This is a genomic window from Fuerstiella marisgermanici, from assembly GCF_001983935.1.
GTDB classification, from domain to species: domain Bacteria; phylum Planctomycetota; class Planctomycetia; order Planctomycetales; family Planctomycetaceae; genus Fuerstiella; species Fuerstiella marisgermanici.
Map to the genome: position 1 here is coordinate 1,918,632 of NZ_CP017641.1, position 18,099 is coordinate 1,936,730.

Genomic DNA, 18,099 nt, shown 5'->3' on the forward strand with positions numbered 1-18,099 from the left:
GAATTGTTACTGTAAACCTACGGTGGCACCTCTTCCGAAATGAGCTGCGACTGATTAGAACGATCAGTGAAGCTTGAAGTACGCCGTCTGTATCATTCCTCTCGCAAACACAACTTTGTGCAGGAACTTAGAATGAAAAGACTTGCGATTGTCGTTTGTCTGTCGTGGATTGGTTTATTTGCTGTGGCCGATGATGCGGTCCAGATTGCGCCGTTGGTTGAGCTGGAGGAGGAGGTTTATACCTACACGGCCGCTGAGAATGGTGCGGGACCGATGTGGTGTTCGGGGTCGACGAGTCTCGTGCGCAGCGGAGATTGCGTGTTTGTCTCGGGGCTCGAAACTGTGCCGGATGCGAAGCCGCTCAACAATTGCCGCTGGATGCTTTTTACGCGAAATCATGACGGTTGGAGCCGCGTTCATGTGGACACAGACGGCCGCACGCGCGAACCATCGCCGTTGGCTGCCTTCGCAGACGGTCGTGTTTTTCTCTCCGCAAACCCGACGCTCAATCCAACAGCCTACGCCGGTCCGGCCCAGCCGACGGTTTTTCAGTTTGATTCCGCCAATCTCACAGCGCCGCCCGTCGAATTGGTTTCCACCTGGCAAGACGAGCCAGCCTTCTCCGAGCACTCCTACCGCAGTTTCGCTGCTGATGGCAAATCAGGAGAACTGATTCTGATGCAGAACATTGGCTATTCGCATGCCGAATGGTCGTTTCTCGACAAGTCAGGCGAATGGAGCGCTCAAGGGCAGATCAAGTGGCCTTGGGGTGCGGAATACGATGAACCGAAACCTGTGCGATTGTGTTATCCCAACGTCGCGTTACGTGACCGCGCAGTGCACTTTTTTGGCGTGAGCGACGTGACCGAGCCGAATAAGGACTTCCGTGAATTTAAGTTTAAACTGACGGGCCAGAAATGGGACTACGATTTTCGGCGGCTGTTTTACACCTGGACATCTGACATCACGAAAGAGCTATTCGGCGAATGGGTTGAAATTGCCAGTCGCGACGAAACCTGCGGCTGGTTGTCGCCCGGTGATCTCTGGCTGGCACCAAATGGCGACGTTCATGTGGTGTGGACTGAACGCGCTATCGACGTGCGGCTGCGTGAAAAGTTCTTTCCGGACGCCAGGCAAAGTGAGGCACTCAACTACGCCGTGATCCGCGAAGGTAAAGTTATCCACCGCGGTTCCATTCTGAAAAAGGATGAAGGGACGCCGGGCATCGCTGGATCAGCCGGCCGGTTTCATGTGACTCCGGACAATCGCCTTTTTGTCGTCCATCTGGCGTCTGGTACGGACAAGAACGGCGACCGCGTATTTGAAAACCGGATCGTTGAAGTCATGCCGGACAGAACGTTTGGCGTTCCCATTCCAATATCCTTCAAGAAACCGTTCACGTCCTACTTCACAACCACCGTGCGAGCTGGCTCACCGCAATCGTGGACTTTGGAGATGTTTGGCGGACAGGCCGACACGCCCAGAACGCTAACCTACGCACGGGTGAGCTTACGAAAACCAGAGTGAGCCGTTCTTATCCCGTCCGGTCCGAAAACAGGTTCCTGGCGCTGTTGAATAACACGCAGCCGATTCAGTTTGGCTTCGGATGTTTAGAAGCGTCACAGTGGGCGCCCCACAGCCGTGTGGTGCCATCCTGGCTGGTGGACAACAACCCCAATGGGCAAAAGCGGACGCTTTGCACGAGGTTGGCATGGCTGTCGAGAATAAGTTGAGCTTCACCGGCTTCTGCGTCCCAGAGACAAATGGTGGAATCTTCACTGGCGGTGGCCAGCGTCTTTCCGTCCGGTGAAACGGCGATATCTCGAACGGTGGAAGTGTGTCCCTTCATGCGGCGGACGCACGCCCCATGGATGGACCAAATCGCCACGGTATGGTCAAGTGATGATGAATAGACGCGGTCTCCATCCGGGCTAAGTTGTAAGCCTGTGATCCGTTTGTTGTGAGCTTTCCATGCAGCAATCAGCTCATAAGTTTCAGAATTCCAGACTCGGATCCAGCCGTCAGAACCTCCTGACACGAGCAGGTTTTCAAACGTGTCGAGCGAATAGGCGCCATCATCATGGCCGTGCCACGTGTGGCGAACCTTCCATGTTTCGGTGTCGATTGCGGATAGGGATCCGTTCCGATGAGCGGCGAATAATGTTCTATCCGCGTGCCCCAGGCGAAGCGTTCGAACGGATGGGAGTGGTATCTGAAATGTCGGTTCGAGAACGCAATTAGCCGGTGCCGCGCGGCCGTCTGTTGTCGAGGACAGAAGATTGCTGGTCTGGCACACGTAAACGCCAGTGGCTCCACTTGCCACGCCGCAAGCCACCCATTCCTCACTTTGTGGCACGGCTAACCCACGGACGGGGCCGTCTGCAATTTTCGCGACGGAAACAGACGCCAGTGTTTCATTGTCGAAGGTCACCAGGGTGCCATCGAGATAGCCAACGAATGTGAACCGTCCGGAATCGCTACCTGCTGTTGTCAGCGGTGAATCAAAGTTGTGTTCGGGCCAACTCTTCGCCGAAATCTGCAACTCATGTTCGATAGACGGTGTTTGCAGGCCGTACACGCGAACCGTTCCATCTTCATCGCCGATGGCGATTCGCTTTCCATTTGAAGAAACCGCGCAGCAGAGCGATCGTCTGACACCATCACTAAAGGTTCTCGTTCTGGAACGGCCCTGTGTGCTGATCAAGCGAGTCTGGAATGGCACCGTCATCAGGACGTCGAAGGGCGGTCTCAGTGCGATGGCCATGATTTGTTCGTTGCGAACGGAGAATTTCTGCACGGTTGGTTCGGGCCTGGCATCAGGCCTAATCGCAACAACTTCATTGCGTCCGTTGAGAACAGCGTAGACCGGGCCATCGTCCATGTCAGCGTTTGTAATCGCTCGTCGAAAGCTACCCAGCCTGGAGTCAATTGAAGTCAGATCCCGCTCCGAGTCAGGAGTCAAAGTTGGTGACCGCCACGTCGTCAACTGGCCGGTGTGAGTGCTGCCGCCAACAACACGCCCCTCATCCTGAAACCACAGGCCTGCCAGCCTTGAGTTATTGTCCATCGCTTGCGTGTTGATCTCGTCAGAAGCGACGTCCACGCGGATCAGAACGTTGTCACGGGACTGTGCCACGATACTTTGGGCGTCTTCGGAATAATCGATCAATCGTCGGCACGGCGTTTCCGGCAACCACACCTTCTGCTGTTGTCCGCTTGCGACGTCGTACTGCAGAATCCCAGCTTCCGCAGAAACGCAATACAGAAAGGCGTCGTCGCCGCTAAAACGCAGTTCGGTGTTCCGTTGTACTCTTGGCGCACGCCACAGTCGTTTTCCTGATGCCACGTCATGAACCTGTAGGTAGCCGCCGTCCGAAACCGTGGCAATCAGGCTGTCGTCATGTGAAAAGTGGACCGCTCGGATCGCTTCGTCATCACACAGGATCTGGAAGTACTCAGTGTCCGCTTGAAAGTTCAGCAGGTCCCAACTGAAGCCTCGCAGCGATGGCGGAAAGCGAGTGGCATCGTTCAACTGACGCGAAGCCGCCTGTGGGTCCGCTTCCAGGTGATCAGACATTTTTGCAAGACGAGCACTCACGATCGCTCGTTCACGTAGATCCAGCGAATGTTCGAGTTCAGCATTGGTCCGTCGCAACTGATCGGCGAAGTGTTGCACGCGGTTTGCAGAAACGAAAAAGATAGCCAGAGCAGAAACGATCGCGACAAATGCGGCGCCAGTGATGGTGCTTAGCAGTACGTTTTTCCGACACCATCGCCACGTTCTTTCGTAAGCTGAAACGGACCGAGCTTTCACCGGCTCATCGGCCAGCAGACGGTCTGTGTCTGCGATGACATCGTCCATGTTTTGATAGCGGTAGTCCGGGTCGTAGTCGAGTAACCGACACAGGAAGGTGTCGAGGTCGCGTGAAACGTTGTCGGTTGCGTGAGACAGCCGAATGGCTTTGTCCGATTGAAACCGGACCGTCACTTCCGCGAACGACAATTTGGTCGAACCGGACGGGTGCTTGTCCGCGAGCAGCTGGAACAAAACAACGCCGAGGCTGTAGATGTCCGAACGAGTGTCGGGGGTGACCAGAGTTCCCAACACGACTTCTGGGGCCATCCATGCCAACGTTCCAGCCATCGCTTCAATAGAACGTGTTGCTTCCCTGTCGTCGAACGTGGCGATCGTGGCAACGCCAAAGTCAACGAGGTGCGGTTCGCCGTCGTCGGAGACCAGGATGTTTGAAGGCTTGACGTCTCTGTGAACGATCCCCTGCCGATGAGCGGCCTGCAGTGTGACGCAGATGGATCGGAATTTTCGCAGAATCGTTTTCTGAGAACACTTGTGTTCGAATACGTAGCTGTCGATCCGTCCGCCGCTTAACAATTGCATGGCGAACCAGAAACAGCGGACACCATTCCATTGCGTAATGCCACTCACGAAGACTTCGGCCAGCCCTGTTGTCTTGACGGATTCGAAGACTCGCATTTCGCGGCGAAATCGTTTTTCCTGATCTTCCGGATCCAGCGTGGGCTTCAGCACCTTGACAGCAACCACGCGATTCGGATTCTTCTGCTGGCACCGAAACACAACGCCGCTTCCGCCGACGCCGATTTGCTCCAGCACAAGGAACTCGCCGATCTGTTTCGGCCGGTTCGCGGTATCGAGCAGATGTCGCCTCTGGTCGACGGCGGCCAGTCGGGCAAGTGAATCCGTCACTGCGCTCAACAGCTCCGGCTCTGCGGCACATAATGTTTCCACAGTCACGGGGCGGCCAGCATCGCGAGCCAATTCAAACTCGTCAATCAATTCATCGACACGTAACCGTTCACTGGCCGCCAGTGCCTTAAGAGGATCATCATGGTTCGGCGGCGTTTCAGAAATCATGAACGTTGTTTGTCAAGGTGTCTTATCTGCCGCGGTGACCGTGATTGTCACTTCCCCAACGCATCTCGACAGGCCGAAGTTCGATCGTGAAGCAGGTAATTCCGACACGGACCAACGGCGGATTGCTCGACGAACGCCAGCGGTATTTCCGCCCTGCGACCATCAGTCGATATCCACGCAGTTTCGCTCTTCATTCAGCACCACGCAAGAAAGAACACACCCGGGATTTCCATACCCACGAAGCCCATTTTTAATGCCCACCAGTAAAGCAGGCCGTTCAAGAACCGCCACCGCAGTGTCGTTGCAGGACAACGCCGGTCGTTGCTAATGGACAACGGTCTTTTGTTCACTTTGATTCGTGAACAGGGACGCTGATCACCAAGCCGGAGAATTTGGCTTTCTCCGACGGCTTCTTGAAAAAACCGCCGTGGCAACTGATGCAACCGCTGGTCAAGGGAATCGTGCGTGCCTGACGGTAGTAGCCGTCTTCCACAACGTCGATTACGGCCTTTTCAGAACCCAGCTCTCTGGCCGCTCGCTTTTCGAAAGCGGTTTCTGGCTCGTGGTCGATGCTCATCGCCTTCAAATTGATCGAAATCCAGTTTGCTTTCGTGTGTGAGGTCCGTTCCATTTCTTTGAAGACGTCCTCCATCGCTCGAGCGGGCACGACAGCACGGTCGCCATGAAAATAGCGGTGATGCATCACGTCCAAAGTGGCCGCATACATCTTGTGCATTAATGCCGCTCGTTCGCGAGCCGCTTCGATCGACACGCGATGAGAATCATCGACAGTTGGTTTCGAGGTCTTATCTACCTTCGGCTGACTTGCTTCACTGCTCTGCGCTGCGGCATCAGCATCAACGGGATCGGCGCTGGCTGTGCTCAGAACGGACCACACGCACCATGCGGCACTCAGCACATAAAGGGGAATCGTTTTCATTGTTCCTTGTCCTGGTCGTCAGTGCCAAACCGGATGCCGTTAACGCTTGTTCAAAGTCGGTCGCGCCTTGAATCGTGATGCGCGCATTTGAGCTCGTGACAACACAAGACTCGTCCCGTTTGCCACACTTGAAGAATAATACACCTTCATGTAGATGATTCAAGTGTGGGTTTCGAATGCGTCAACGACGGCGTGCCCAGTTCTATGGGTTTCACGTCAAGCGAAACGTGCTCGCTAATCAGGCCGAATGGGTGAGGCGCGCACAACGTCGAAAAAATGCGATGACAAGGCAGAGGATTTCATCAGCGCTGGTTATGATCATCGCGCGGCTCGTGTTTCGTGGTGTTCTGATTCTGAGGAACGAAAGCGGATCACGTGACGCGACGTCCCATCTCAAGATGACTGCTGGTGTCTACAGATCGTTCGATCGATTGCCTGCGGATCATCGCCCACGTCATAAAGTTTCGGAGAAACTGCTGCAATGTCTCACGCTCGCAAGCTGTCTTTCTTCCAGTCGCTATCACGCGGCAACAAGCGTAACCGACGCAGCCTGCGCCGTTACGGCACGGATGCTCTGGAATCGCGGACGCTGCTGTCTAGTAATTCCATCGTCCTGCAGAATGCGGCGGACGCTCATATTGCTGAGGAGATCGATCCCAACGCCAACATGGGCGGCTCACCGACTCTGGAATTTTACGCTACGTGGGTGCAGTACGGAGGCCCCGCCAATCGCTCGCTTCTGGAATTCGATCTCGCTCCTACCGGCGGAGCTGTTCCTGCATCTGCCATTTTGGAACTGTATCAACTTAGTTCCAACAATTATGCGGGCGGCGATATGGCGGTCGAAGTGTACGCTCTGACCGAAGCGTGGGAAGAAGGCAGTGGAACGAATCCGTGGGCACCTGCTGCGGGCGTTTCATGGACTGACGCGACGACCAACGACCAATGGCAAACAGCTGGCGGTGACTTTAACACCACTTACGACTTTGGACACGGGGCGAACGGTCTGATCGCCACAGCAACTTTGTCGGGGGCGACTGAAGACAGTTGGGTGAGCTTCGACGTGACAGCGGCTGTCGCCGCATGGAATAGCGGGCAACTGGAAAACCACGGCTTTATTACCGTCATCACGTCCGGTGACTACACGTTGTATCAGATCGCCAGTTCTGAATATTCCGACAGCAGCCTGGCTCCGCGACTGACGGTCGACCAAACTCCCGCACCGGAAATTTCCGTCAGCACGACTCAGTTGACCGTCGGCGAATCCTCCGGTCCGGCGATGATCACGGTTTCGCTGGCGGAATCGCCTGAAGACACCGTCACGGTTCAATATTCGACGGTCGACCAAACCGCGAACGCTGGCACAGACTATCAGCCACAATCCGGAACGCTGACATTTCCTGCGGGAACTCAGACACTCGTTCAACAGGTTGCGATTCCGATTGTCGACGACACTTCGCACGAACCAACTGAATCCTTCGAACTCGTGATTTTCAGCCCGGTCAATGCCATTCTCGGCAACACCACGGCCACCGTCACCATCGAAGACAACGACGAGCGCGGCACGGAACCGATTATCCTGCAAAACGCGATCGACACTCACCTTGTTCCAGAAACGATCCCGAACGCGAACCTTGGCGGATCGCACGTGCTGGACTTCTACGCCACATGGGTCCAGTGGGGCGGACCGGCGCATCGTTCGCTGCTGGAATTCGACCTGTCTGATGTCGGCGACGTCGTTCCCAAAGCAGCGACGCTGGAACTTTATCAATTGCCGTCCGAATACTATTCCGGCGGCGACATGTTGGTTGAACTCTACGCGTTAAGTCGTGACTGGGAAGAAGGCAGCGGACTCGATCCATGGGCTCCCAGCCCCGGCGCTTCGTGGGCAAACGCGTCCAGCAGCAGTCAGTGGTTGCAGCCCGGAGGCGACTATCACACGAACTTCGATTTCGGCAATGGAGCCAACGGACTCATTTCAACAGCCACACTGTCGCCAGCGACGGCAGACAGTTGGATTAGCTTTGACGTGACGTCTGCGGTCGCCGCGTGGAACAGCGGGCTGCTGGCAAACCACGGCTTTGTGACCGTCATCAAAACGGGTGACTACACGCTGTATCAAGTCGCCAGCTCCGAATACGCTAACTCAGACCTTGCGCCAAAGCTAACGATCGAACAGGCAGAATCGTCTCAAGTGGCAGTCGGCACGTCCTCGCTCACCGTTAGCGAAACAGCGGGAACAGCTTACGTTGCGGTGACGCTGTCAGAAACTCCGACCGAAACAGTCACTGTGCAGTACACAACCTTTAACGACACCGCGATGGCCGTCACGGACTACATGGGCACCAGCGGACAGCTCGTGTTCGAAGCCGCAACCACTCAACTAACTCAGTTTGTCAGCATGCCGATCGTAAACGACGGCCTGCACGAACCAGCCGAAGCGTTCATTCTGCAACTCAACGGCGCGGTGAACGCGGGGTTGAGCAACGTCACTGCGATGATCACCATTCTGGACAATGACGATCCGTTCGATCCATCGACGCTACTAGTCGCAGATGCGGTGGTTTCCGAAGGCGAATGGGGTGCCAGACAGGTTGAGGTCGTTGTCACACTACTCAACGGCCCCACAACAACGGTCACTGTCGACTACGAAACCGTCGACTACACGGCAGAAGCTGGACAGGACTACACACCAACCAATGGACAGCTCGTGTTTGCACCTGGCCAGACCAGTCAAACTATTTCTGTTTCGATTTCGGGAGATCGAAAGCATGAAACTGATGAGAAGTTTCGCATTCAGCTGCGCAATGCCGTCGATGCTGGTGTCGGTGACGGATCGGCGATGATCACGATTAGAAACGACGATGCCGCCGATCCCGAAATGCTGCCATTCTTTGATCCTTCGGAGTTCATGAACGGCTATCTGGGGGCCTTCGAACTTCCGGCTGGCGGTGCGAATGGCGAATTCGGTTTCGGTGGTTACTACGGAGGACTCGGATTAGCTCTGAGGCCAAACGCAGACGGCACCGGCAACACGTTGTACGTGACCGGCGAGAATTCTCGCGATGTAACGCCGCCGAATAGCCGCACCTATTCTGTGGCGGCCAATTCTGTGCTGGCGGAGGTCAGTATTCCTTCAGAGCTTGCCACTGATCCTGCTCAGATGCAAATTGCGACGCTGTTTAGTCACGTTGACTTGGCTGGCATGTTGGAAATTGACAGCCGCGGCCAGAAGGGCGATGTGCTTTTTGAAGGCAACGGCGCCAATTACGAGATCCAGATCGATGATGTTTTGGTTGTCGGCGACAAGCTTGTCGTGTCTGCGATTGTTGGATACGACGTGGGAGTCGGTGCGTCACATTCCCACTTCATCATTGACGGTTTGGATCTGGATCAAATCACAGACAGAAAAGTCCATGGGCTGTTCAACGTCGCTGACAGTCTTTCCGGGCAGGGCTTCGACGGAACGGACGCGGGTTTTGTTGCTGGCTACATGACGGAGATTCCCTCCGAATGGCAGGCAGCGTTGGGCGGATCTCATTTGTTGGGCCAGTCGGGACTTAGCGGATTGCTCAGAACTTCCATGGGACCTTCGGCGTTTGCGTTCGACGCATCAAAGATCGGAACGTCCGACTTCCAGACTCCGGAAACCCTGACGTACTATCCGCACGCGGCCGATTGGCACGCCGGCGAAACTTCTCATGCCCTGGCGTTTATTGAACCGAGCCATCGCCCTGGACCGGCGATTGTCGACGATCCGTTGTACAACTGGAACGCAACGGTCGAAGACGTCGTGTTTGCTCCAGGCACGCGATCTGTATTGTTCTTTGGATCGATTGGAGTCGACGACGACACGGGAGAATCCTTCGTCGGCTATGGCGATAGCCCCGTCTACAACGACTACGCTCGCGGGCACTACAAGGGGCCTCATTCGTTAAACGGCGAATACGAGTACCAGGTTTGGGCCTACGATGCCTACGATTACGCGAAGGTCCGCAGTGGCGAACTGGCTCCGTGGGAAGTGCAGCCACACGACGTCTGGACATTCGACTTCCCCGGCATGACCGATCTTGATCCCGCCAAACAACTCGCCGGCACCGCCTTCGATCCCGCAACCAACCGCCTGTATGTCGCTCAACAGCGCTGGGGAGACCCAACAAACGACATTCCCAGCGGATCACCCATCGTGCACGTCTTCCAGCTTGGACCGCCACCGAACATCACGGCTTCCGGTAGCCCAATGTCCGGTGATGGCAACTCAGCCACTGAGAAATCGAACGTTGCTCAGACACCATTCGCCGCCCCGCCCGCTGATGCAGACTTTGCCCAGGCAGACGAACGCCTCGAGCTCCCGCCGATACCGTTTGACGCAGGTGGGCACCCCTTGCCTATTGAGACTTCTATCGAGCCTGCCGACAACGATTCTTCAAAGCAGGACCGAACTGACAACGATGAGCTGTTCGATCCTGTCGGCCAGTTGGCGGTCGCTTCCGTCGGTAGTGGGAACCAATCCGACTTGTTGGCGGGGTTGTTGGACGAAATTAACCTGGCGGTTCTCAACTAGAGCACTTTACGTTTTGTTGTGGACGGTGCTGGCTCGTGGGAACCGGCCCACGTAGGACAATAACCGATTTCCGCGGCCACAAGTTAGCGTGAAACGCTGTAACACGAATATTGTTCATTCATAGCAGGCCTGACACATGCAACGTCTGATTCTTTTCTTTCTTATTCTGTGTGCTCCGACTTTTGCCGATGAAACGCCATCAAACCGGATGCTGGTGATTGGAATCGATGGCTGTCGTCCTGACGCTTTGGCAGCTGCTGAAACGCCGAACCTGGACGCGTTGATTAAGTCGGGATCGTTTACAGACAAGACGCAGATTCTTGGAAGCCGCTATCGAGACAACGACACCGTCAGCGGGCCGGGCTGGTCGAGTTTTCTGACGGGCGTCTGGGCCGACAAGCACGGCGTCAACGACAACTCGTTCGAAGGAAAGAAGTATGAACAGTTTCCGCACTTCTTTCGGCGCATCAAAGATCGCTGGCCCAATGCTCGCACAGGTTCGTTCGTCGATTGGGAACCGATTGACACTCATATTGTTGAAGCGGCCGATGTTCGAGTTGTGCACCCGGCGAAGGGGGCCGCCAACTACGCCGAGAACGACATTCTACTCGCCCGCGAAACCAGTCAGTTTCTGTCGTCCGGCAATCCGCACGCCGCGATGGTGTATTTCGGAGCCGTGGACGAAACCGGCCATGCTCACGGTTTTCACCCTGACGTTCCCGAGTACATCAACGCAATTGAAACGGTTGATGAGCGTGTTGGCGAAGTCGTGCGTGCGATGACTCAGCGTGCGAACTACGCAAAGGAAAACTGGCTGGTAGTTGTGTCAACGGATCACGGCGGCAAAGACAAGGGCCACGGCGATGGACACAAGGTGCCCGAAATCCTAACCACGTTTCTGATTGTCAGCGGCCCAGGCAGTGTGAAAGGAAGTATCGATCAACCTACATATGTTGTCGACGTCGCAGCGACAGGCCTGGCTCATCTGGGCGTAGAACTCCCAGACGACATGGATGGAAAGGCGGTCGGGCTGGCTGACGTTCGGACGACTCAGAAGAACGCAGCTCAGGCAACAGGCTTGTCGATTTCGTGGGACAAAAACTACCTCGAAGTGAGTGGCCCCGATATTCCGGGTGGCCCCATTCGCACTAACTATCTCGAGGCCTATTGCCGTCCCGGCTCAACCGATCGAGACTGGCACGAAACTGTCATTCCGCACAAAAGCGAACTCATTTTGGCCACAGATGATCGCAAACGTATTGAACTGGAGGATCGACTGAGCGACGGTATTGTGGTACGACATGTGATTACTGCCGGGCTGGACGAACTTACGTTTACTGTCACGGCGACAAACCCGACAGACACTGAATCACAAGCCCATTGGGCTCAACCTTGTATGCGAGTCGATGGCTTCACCGGCACGGACAACAAAGACGCTCGCAAAACTTATCCGCCCTATATTCAGAAGTGTTTTCTGATGTTGGACGGGAAACTGACGCGACTGCCGACCGAACCCTGGGCTTTGAAAGCTCGCTACATTCCTGGTCAGGTCTATGCGCCAGCTGACGTCGATCGCAACGACGTCAATCCACGACCGCTTAGCGAACTCGTGCCTTCAGACGGACTCACCGGCTGCTATTCAGCAGATGAAAAACGAATTCTGGCCGTTGCATGGGAACCGTATCAGGAAATTTTCCAGGGCGTCATCACGTGCATGCACAATGACTTTCGGATCGGAGGACTCGCGCCGGGCGAAGCGAAAACGATTCGCGGTAAGCTCTATATCGTTCCCGCTGACGAAGCCGCATTGGTGAAACGTTTCCGCAACGACTTTGCCAAGTAGAGCGCTCGTGCAGAGTTGCAGGCGCCTGATGCCTCAACCATATGAGCGTACACTTCCGCTCGGTCAGCACAGCATGCTGCTGAGCGTACATCGCTGCTTGGCGCGAACTCCAAAACGTGTGCCACTGAGTCCCGATGATGCGCCGGGGCTTTGTCATGGCTATGGGGTCAATCTGAAACTATCAGACGATGGCCATTGGTCCCGGCAATGCGCTCGTGAACTAGTGCTAACGCCCCGCATCGAATGTGGACAAAGCACGTGCCGATTGTCAGGCAGTCAATTCATTGCAGCCCCGATGGTTGACGAGTAACGACCACGCTTCCAGTGGCGATTCCACCGTTATGCAATCGGTGGCGAAGTGGCGCCCAGATTCCGACGTCAGTGTCATCCCATTGTTATCGGTGACGTGCTGCTGAAGGCTTGCTGGAACTCATAAACGCCTTCGACATACCTCGCCAATATGCGACGGCACCGAAGTCATGGGACGAGCCCATGCGCACTGCATTGCGTATCTGAGGCTCGCGTTGATCACGCTGACAGCCGCACCGTGCTCTCCTAATACTGACAAGCATTTTTCGCTTTGCTTACCGGAGGAGGGTTTACCTTACCGAAATTTCCGGTGCAACACGCGCGATCTGTGGGCAAACCCGCCGCCGGAGGTGGGGCATTGCAGGACGTATGGGGGTTGAGACGAAAAAGTAGGAAATCACACAATCGGCAAAGAAATGTGGTCCGGTTTGACCGGACTGGTGCGATTCAAACGGCGATTGGATATCTCACTTCTCACTCGTTAAGCGGACACACCACGATGTTGGATCAGTTTCTTTCGTACTGCCACGCGCTCTCCTCCACTGTCGTTTTGAACAGTACCTCTTCTCTGAAATCGGCATCACGTCAAAACCGACGTCGCCGTGCTGCTATTGATCGATTGCCCCAACAGGTCAACGTGCTGGAAACGCGGCGAATGCTGAGTGCGGAGAATCCACTTCCTACTTTTACAATGTTGGAAGGTGAATCCGGTGTGCTGTTTGTGGAGGTGGATGATGCCCCCGGCGGAGGTGAATTGGTCGTGATTATCACCGTTGAAGGTGAAAGCTCTCCGTCACATGAGCTCGAAATGCTGCCGGGGTCGTGGGAGGTGTTTGACCTCAACACATTGATTCCGCCCAACAGCTCCAAGGATGTGACAGTAAAGATCCGCGAAACGGAAGTTATGCTGGATGCAAACGGCGCACCACATATGACACAGTTCCAATACACTTCTCAAACCGTCAGCGTACCTGGGGTGGAGTTGGTTGCACACGAATTCAACGCCATTGACGGCCACATGAGCGTGCTGAGCGGCGATGTTGACATGACAAATCCGATGGGCACAGTAACCTTGGTTTATCGTGTAGCTGGCACTTCGCAATGGACGGATATGACAGAACTGTCTGATAGCAACGACGGCTTTTTCGCAGAGATTATCAACGAGGCAAACGGAGAAACAGATTTTGAATTCGCCACGCGGACGTCAATGTTCGGTGTGAATGTCTATAGCGCGATTCATACGATCGAAGACTTCCCGGCGTATGTTCCGGGCGACTATGACCCGGACGGTGGTGACGGAACAGGTGGTGACGGAACAGGTGGCGACGGAACAGGTGGCGACGTTGGCGGCATAGACGAAGGAATGGGAGAGGATGGAATGGGTGGCGGCGTGCATGATGACACCACCGACGATGGCGCCATGCACGACGATGGCATGGGCTACACTGGTGATGGTATGGACGGTGACCTTGCGTGGACCGGGGCAGGCGACGATGACGACGAAGATTTCTGGGGCGACTATCCGGGCGCTTAACGATGCGGACGTACGACCGTTCGTCTCAACACCGTTTCCCGATTTGTCACGAAGATGTTAGGCGACAACGCCATCGCCATTCCGTCCGGGGATGGCTTTCAGCGAACTCTGTTGTCAGCCTGAAATCGGCTATTGAAATTCGGGCGAAATTCTCAACAGTTCAGGGATGAACTTTGAGAAGGCTCGGGCACGATGGCTGATGCGCTGTTTTGTCAGCAGTGACAATTCGCCAAACGACTTGTGATATTCGCGGATCAGGAAGTACGGGTCGTATCCGAAGCCGCCTTCGCCTCGTCGTTCCTGCAGGATTCGGCCGCGGCAGGTACCTTCGACGGCAATTCGAACTTCGCCCGCTGGGTTCGACAACGCCACACTGCAGACATAACCGGCTCCGCGTTTTTCATCCGGCACGTCCGCCAGTTCCTTCAGAAGCTTGGCGTTGTTTTTTTCATCAGTTGCGCCTTCGCCGCTGTAGCGAGCTGAATATATGCCTGGAGCGCCTTTCAGTGCGTCGACTCGCAAACCGCTGTCTTCGCCGATGGTCCATTGCCCAAGCGCCGTAGCCACTTCAGTTGCTTTTTTGGCGGCGTTCGCGGCAAAAGTGTCACCGTCTTCCACGACATCGGGAACGTCGGGAAACTCTGTCACTGGAATAACTTTGAAGCCTACAGCGGCCAGCAAGTCAGCGACTTCTTCGGTCTTTTTCTTATTGCGGCTGGCGAGGATGATTGTGCGATCAGACATTTTGTAACTCCTGCTTAAACTGAGCCATCTCACCAGCAGCGTGATCGTCGCCCTGTAACTGAGCTTGTTGAATGCCGCCATCGTAGGTCGCAACGGCATCCTGAATTCGCCCCAGCCTGGCCAGTTGCTGCCCTGCCATCAGAAACGCCGGTACGTAAGGTTTTTCGTCCTGCATCAGGCTGGTCAACAACTCCAGACTGCGGTCGCTGTTGTCTTCCTTGTCCAGTTCCATCGCCAGCATGTAGCGCAATGTCTGGTCCGACGGGTCGTCAGCCAACATTGCTTCGAGTTTTTCTTTGCGTGATTGCGTCATCAAACCTTCTTTGTAACGGGCGTTCCTGAGGGTTGCTGCTTGTGCAGGTTGAATGCATCCTGTGACGTGCGGAATTCGCTCGCCATGCTGACATTAATCTTCCGCGCCACACAGCGGCACGCTGGGGTTCGGATCCTGCAGAAGCTCAGCCAGTGTGGTGGAGCGGAAAGCATTTTCCATTTCCTTGATTGCATCGTCCATGCGTCGGTGCAGAGCACACAATCTCACGCCATGAGCGGCCAGATCAAGTGGGCAGGTTGTGATTCTCTGAATCGGATCCACGGCGTTCACAACATCCAGAATCGTCAACTCAGCCGGCAACTTAGCGAGCGACACGCCGCCGCCAACACCACGCTGCAGGTGGACGATGTCTTCTGTCCGTAATCCCTGCAGCACCTTGGACAGGTACGCCGGCGGCACTTTCGTGACGGCTGCGATTTCGCTCGTCTTTTGCGGCTCTGGGGCATGTTGAGCCAGATAAACGACGGCTCGCAGGGCGTATTCAACAGTTTGCGAAAGCATTAAATCAGCGGTCCTGTGGCATGGCAGAATGGCGAAAAACACGGGCGAAGATACCGAAATCCCGCGACTAGCCTCCAAACTGGATGTTGACATCCTGTTTTAAAGTGGTAAATTCCGAGACTGGACATTCTTGTCCAGTTTAGTTTCCGGTTTTTCGTTCAATTCCCTTCGGAGGTATTCAGAATGAAGCTCTCGCGACGCCTGTTGTCTCTCTCCCTGGCTGGCATTGTAGCCGCCAGCCTTGCCAATCCTGCCCTCACTGACGAAGCAACCTCAACAAAAAAAGCTTCCGACGCGGCACTTGAACGAGCACGCCGTGAAGTGAGGATGCTGGATGACATTTACAAAACCAGCATCGTGCTGATTACGACTCACTACGTTCACGACGACGAAGACTTGCCAGCTGGCGAAGCCTTTGTGGCATTGTTCGACGCGGTCAACAAAAAGGGCTGGCACAAGGTTCGATTGGTCGACGCCAGCGGCGAAGCGTATGACGACGACAACCTTCCGAAGAAGGGGTTTGAGCAACGAGCCGTCAATGAAATCCTGAAAGGCAAGCCGTCCTACGACGAAGTTGAAACCGAAGATGGCAAGCGGTTCTTATACGCGGCGACAGCGATTCCCGTGGTCATGGATAAGTGCATCATGTGCCACGAGAACTACCGCGACGTACCAAAAGGGAAAGCCATCGGCGCGTTGAGCTATCGAGTGCCAATTCTGGAATAACGTCGTCTTCGTCATCATCAGTTACGGCTGCAAGAGCTCGGCTTCTTAACAAGAGAGCCGAGCTCTTTTCTTGCGCGTCCGCCCGCCATGACGCCCTATTCCGCATTCTCTTTGAACTCCGTCACAACTTTTCGTTCCGTTACCTTCCACCAATCGTCCAGCGTGGCAGCCAGGCGAGCGACGACGTCCGGATTATCGGCGGCGAGGTTGCTGGTTTCGTGCGGATCGGCTAGCAGATCAAACAACTGAGGCCGTTTTTCATCACGCATATGAACGGCACCGTAGCGGTTGACCTTACCGTCGTATGTCAGCAACAGCTTCCACTGATCTTCGATCACCCAACGGTAAAGAAGACTTTCCTGAGGATTGTTGATGTCGGCCACATCGTGAGCGAAGCTTTCACCAAAGATGCGTTTGCGCTGCATTTGTTTTTCGCCCGTTGCGATCGGTAGCAGGTCGATTCCCGGTAGATTGTCGGGCACGCGAGCTCCTGCGGCCTTCAACAAAGTGGGAGCCAAGTCAATGCTACTGACGACTTCCTGTCGATCGCTTGGCTGAATCTTTGCGGGCCAGCGGATCATGATGGGGGTGCGAGTTCCGCCTTCCATCGGCGACTGTTTGGACCCCGGTCCGAACGATGGTCGCCAACCTTCGGGTACGTTGACGTCCGGCGTTCGTTGAATCCAGCCGTTGTCGCAGACGTAAACGATGATCGTATTGTCTGACACACCGGATTCTTCGACGTGGTCAATCAAGTCACCGCATGTTTCGTCGAACCATGCACACATCGCGAAGTATTTTGCGAGGGCCGGATGCCGATTTGGCTGGCGGTAGTGTTGCAGAATGCGTTCCGGTGGATTGTGGGGCGTGTGCGGTAAAAATGGAGCGTACCAAACGAAGAAGGGTTTCTTCTGTTTGATTGCCTTGTCCACGAAATCGAATACAGGCTTCATACCTTCGCGTCCAATCTTCAGCCCATCATCACCGTGTCGTCCGCCTTTTTGGGGAAAGCCGCGAGTCATGCCTTCCGTGAATCCGCCTCGCTGGTAGCTGCCTTCCCACCATTTGCCACTTTGATGACTGATGTAACCCTGTTCGGCGAGTAGTCCAGGCAGGGTTTCGAACCGATCCAGTTTTGCAATCAGTCGCTCACGCAAAGCGTCATATTGTTCCTTCGACAACTTGGGATCCGGTGCCGGATCGTTGCCCGTGATGCCATGCTGGTGTGGGTACAGACCGGAGATCATGGTCGCCAGAGATGGTCGGCAAAGAGCGGTGGGAACGTACCCGCGTCGAAAGAGAGCGCTGCTGGTCGCCAGCCGGTCCAGGTGCGGCGTGCGAATATCCGGGTGGCCCATGAAGCCATAATCCGTCCACGCCTGATCGTCGCTTAGAATCATCACAATGTTCGGCTTGGCATCTTCTGCGACCGCAGCCGAAAAGTAGAGCGGCACGATGGCCAGGGCGACGGCAAACATACTGATTCGTTTATGCTTCATTGGATGTAACTCATTCTACAGGGTCAGTTTCAGGTCTTTGCCGGGAGGTCATTTGGCAACTTGGTCATGCCCTTCCATGGCTGCGTTGGCGTCATGATAGCCACTTCCTTCGGTCCCGGGGAGTGTCCCGAAAATGGAGGTTTACGAGTACCGCGTACAGCAAAATGATGGTCGCTTTGGCGGGCTGCCATGAGGTTTCCGATTGGGCAGGCAG

Annotated in this window: 11 protein-coding genes; 5 read left to right on the top strand and 6 right to left on the bottom strand. The window is 55.2% G+C overall.

What is annotated here, in order from left to right:
• Window positions 1–132 precede the first annotated feature (132 nt).
• Window positions 133–1,527 carry a hypothetical protein gene (locus Fuma_RS07240; protein ID WP_145944028.1) on the top strand — a complete coding sequence of 465 codons (1,395 nt, stop codon included), beginning with the start codon at window positions 133–135 and terminating at the stop codon, window positions 1,525–1,527.
• A gap of 64 nt (window positions 1,528–1,591) precedes the next feature.
• Here the strand turns inward: Fuma_RS07240 and Fuma_RS07245 are convergent, their stop codons facing one another.
• Together Fuma_RS07245 and Fuma_RS07255 are read right to left on the bottom strand one after the other, a co-directional pair.
• Entirely contained in the window at window positions 1,592–4,891 is a 3,300-nt protein-coding gene (locus tag Fuma_RS07245) for a WD40 repeat domain-containing serine/threonine protein kinase (RefSeq protein WP_077023537.1), read from the bottom strand.
• Between the two features lie 346 nt (window positions 4,892–5,237).
• The gene (locus tag Fuma_RS07255; protein WP_077023539.1) at window positions 5,238–5,831 is read right to left on the bottom strand and encodes a c-type heme family protein; all 594 of its coding nucleotides are present in this window, start codon (window positions 5,829–5,831) and stop codon (window positions 5,238–5,240) included.
• 481 nt (window positions 5,832–6,312) lie between these two features.
• Here Fuma_RS07255 and Fuma_RS07260 point away from each other — a divergent pair, with 481 nt between their 5' ends.
• The 3 genes from Fuma_RS07260 to Fuma_RS07275 all read left to right on the top strand — a co-directional run bounded on the left by Fuma_RS07260 (window position 6,313) and on the right by Fuma_RS07275 (window position 14,081).
• Window positions 6,313–10,395 carry a Calx-beta domain-containing protein gene (locus tag Fuma_RS07260; RefSeq protein WP_077023540.1) on the top strand — a complete coding sequence of 1,361 codons (4,083 nt, stop codon included), beginning with the start codon at window positions 6,313–6,315 and terminating at the stop codon, window positions 10,393–10,395.
• Between the two features lie 136 nt (window positions 10,396–10,531).
• The gene (locus Fuma_RS07270) at window positions 10,532–12,238 is read left to right on the top strand and encodes an alkaline phosphatase family protein (RefSeq protein WP_083731872.1); all 1,707 of its coding nucleotides are present in this window, start codon (window positions 10,532–10,534) and stop codon (window positions 12,236–12,238) included.
• An 808-nt stretch (window positions 12,239–13,046) separates the two neighbouring features.
• A complete protein-coding gene (locus Fuma_RS07275; protein WP_145944029.1) occupies window positions 13,047–14,081 on the top strand; it encodes a hypothetical protein in 1,035 nt (344 codons plus the stop codon).
• 129 nt (window positions 14,082–14,210) lie between these two features.
• On the opposite strand, the gene Fuma_RS07280 is transcribed toward Fuma_RS07275, so the two are convergent.
• The 3 genes from Fuma_RS07280 to Fuma_RS07290 all read right to left on the bottom strand — a co-directional run bounded on the left by Fuma_RS07280 (window position 14,211) and on the right by Fuma_RS07290 (window position 15,660).
• On the bottom strand, window positions 14,211–14,825 hold the full coding sequence (locus tag Fuma_RS07280; RefSeq protein WP_077023542.1) for an XTP/dITP diphosphatase: 615 nt from the start codon (window positions 14,823–14,825) through the stop codon (window positions 14,211–14,213).
• The gene (locus Fuma_RS07285; protein WP_077023543.1) at window positions 14,818–15,138 is read right to left on the bottom strand and encodes a hypothetical protein; all 321 of its coding nucleotides are present in this window, start codon (window positions 15,136–15,138) and stop codon (window positions 14,818–14,820) included. Before Fuma_RS07285 ends, Fuma_RS07280 begins: the two co-directional genes overlap by 8 nt.
• Window positions 15,139–15,231: 93 nt before the next feature.
• Window positions 15,232–15,660 carry an RrF2 family transcriptional regulator gene (locus Fuma_RS07290; RefSeq protein ID WP_077028162.1) on the bottom strand — a complete coding sequence of 143 codons (429 nt, stop codon included), beginning with the start codon at window positions 15,658–15,660 and terminating at the stop codon, window positions 15,232–15,234.
• Between the two features lie 183 nt (window positions 15,661–15,843).
• Here Fuma_RS07290 and Fuma_RS07295 point away from each other — a divergent pair, with 183 nt between their 5' ends.
• On the top strand, window positions 15,844–16,386 hold the full coding sequence (locus tag Fuma_RS07295; RefSeq protein ID WP_077023544.1) for a c-type heme family protein: 543 nt from the start codon (window positions 15,844–15,846) through the stop codon (window positions 16,384–16,386).
• A gap of 95 nt (window positions 16,387–16,481) precedes the next feature.
• Here Fuma_RS07295 and Fuma_RS07300 read toward each other — a convergent pair whose 3' ends face one another.
• Complete coding sequence (locus Fuma_RS07300; RefSeq protein ID WP_218922404.1) at window positions 16,482–17,885, bottom strand: sulfatase family protein; 1,404 nt, start codon at window positions 17,883–17,885, stop codon at window positions 16,482–16,484.
• Between the last annotated feature and the right edge of the window lie 214 nt (window positions 17,886–18,099).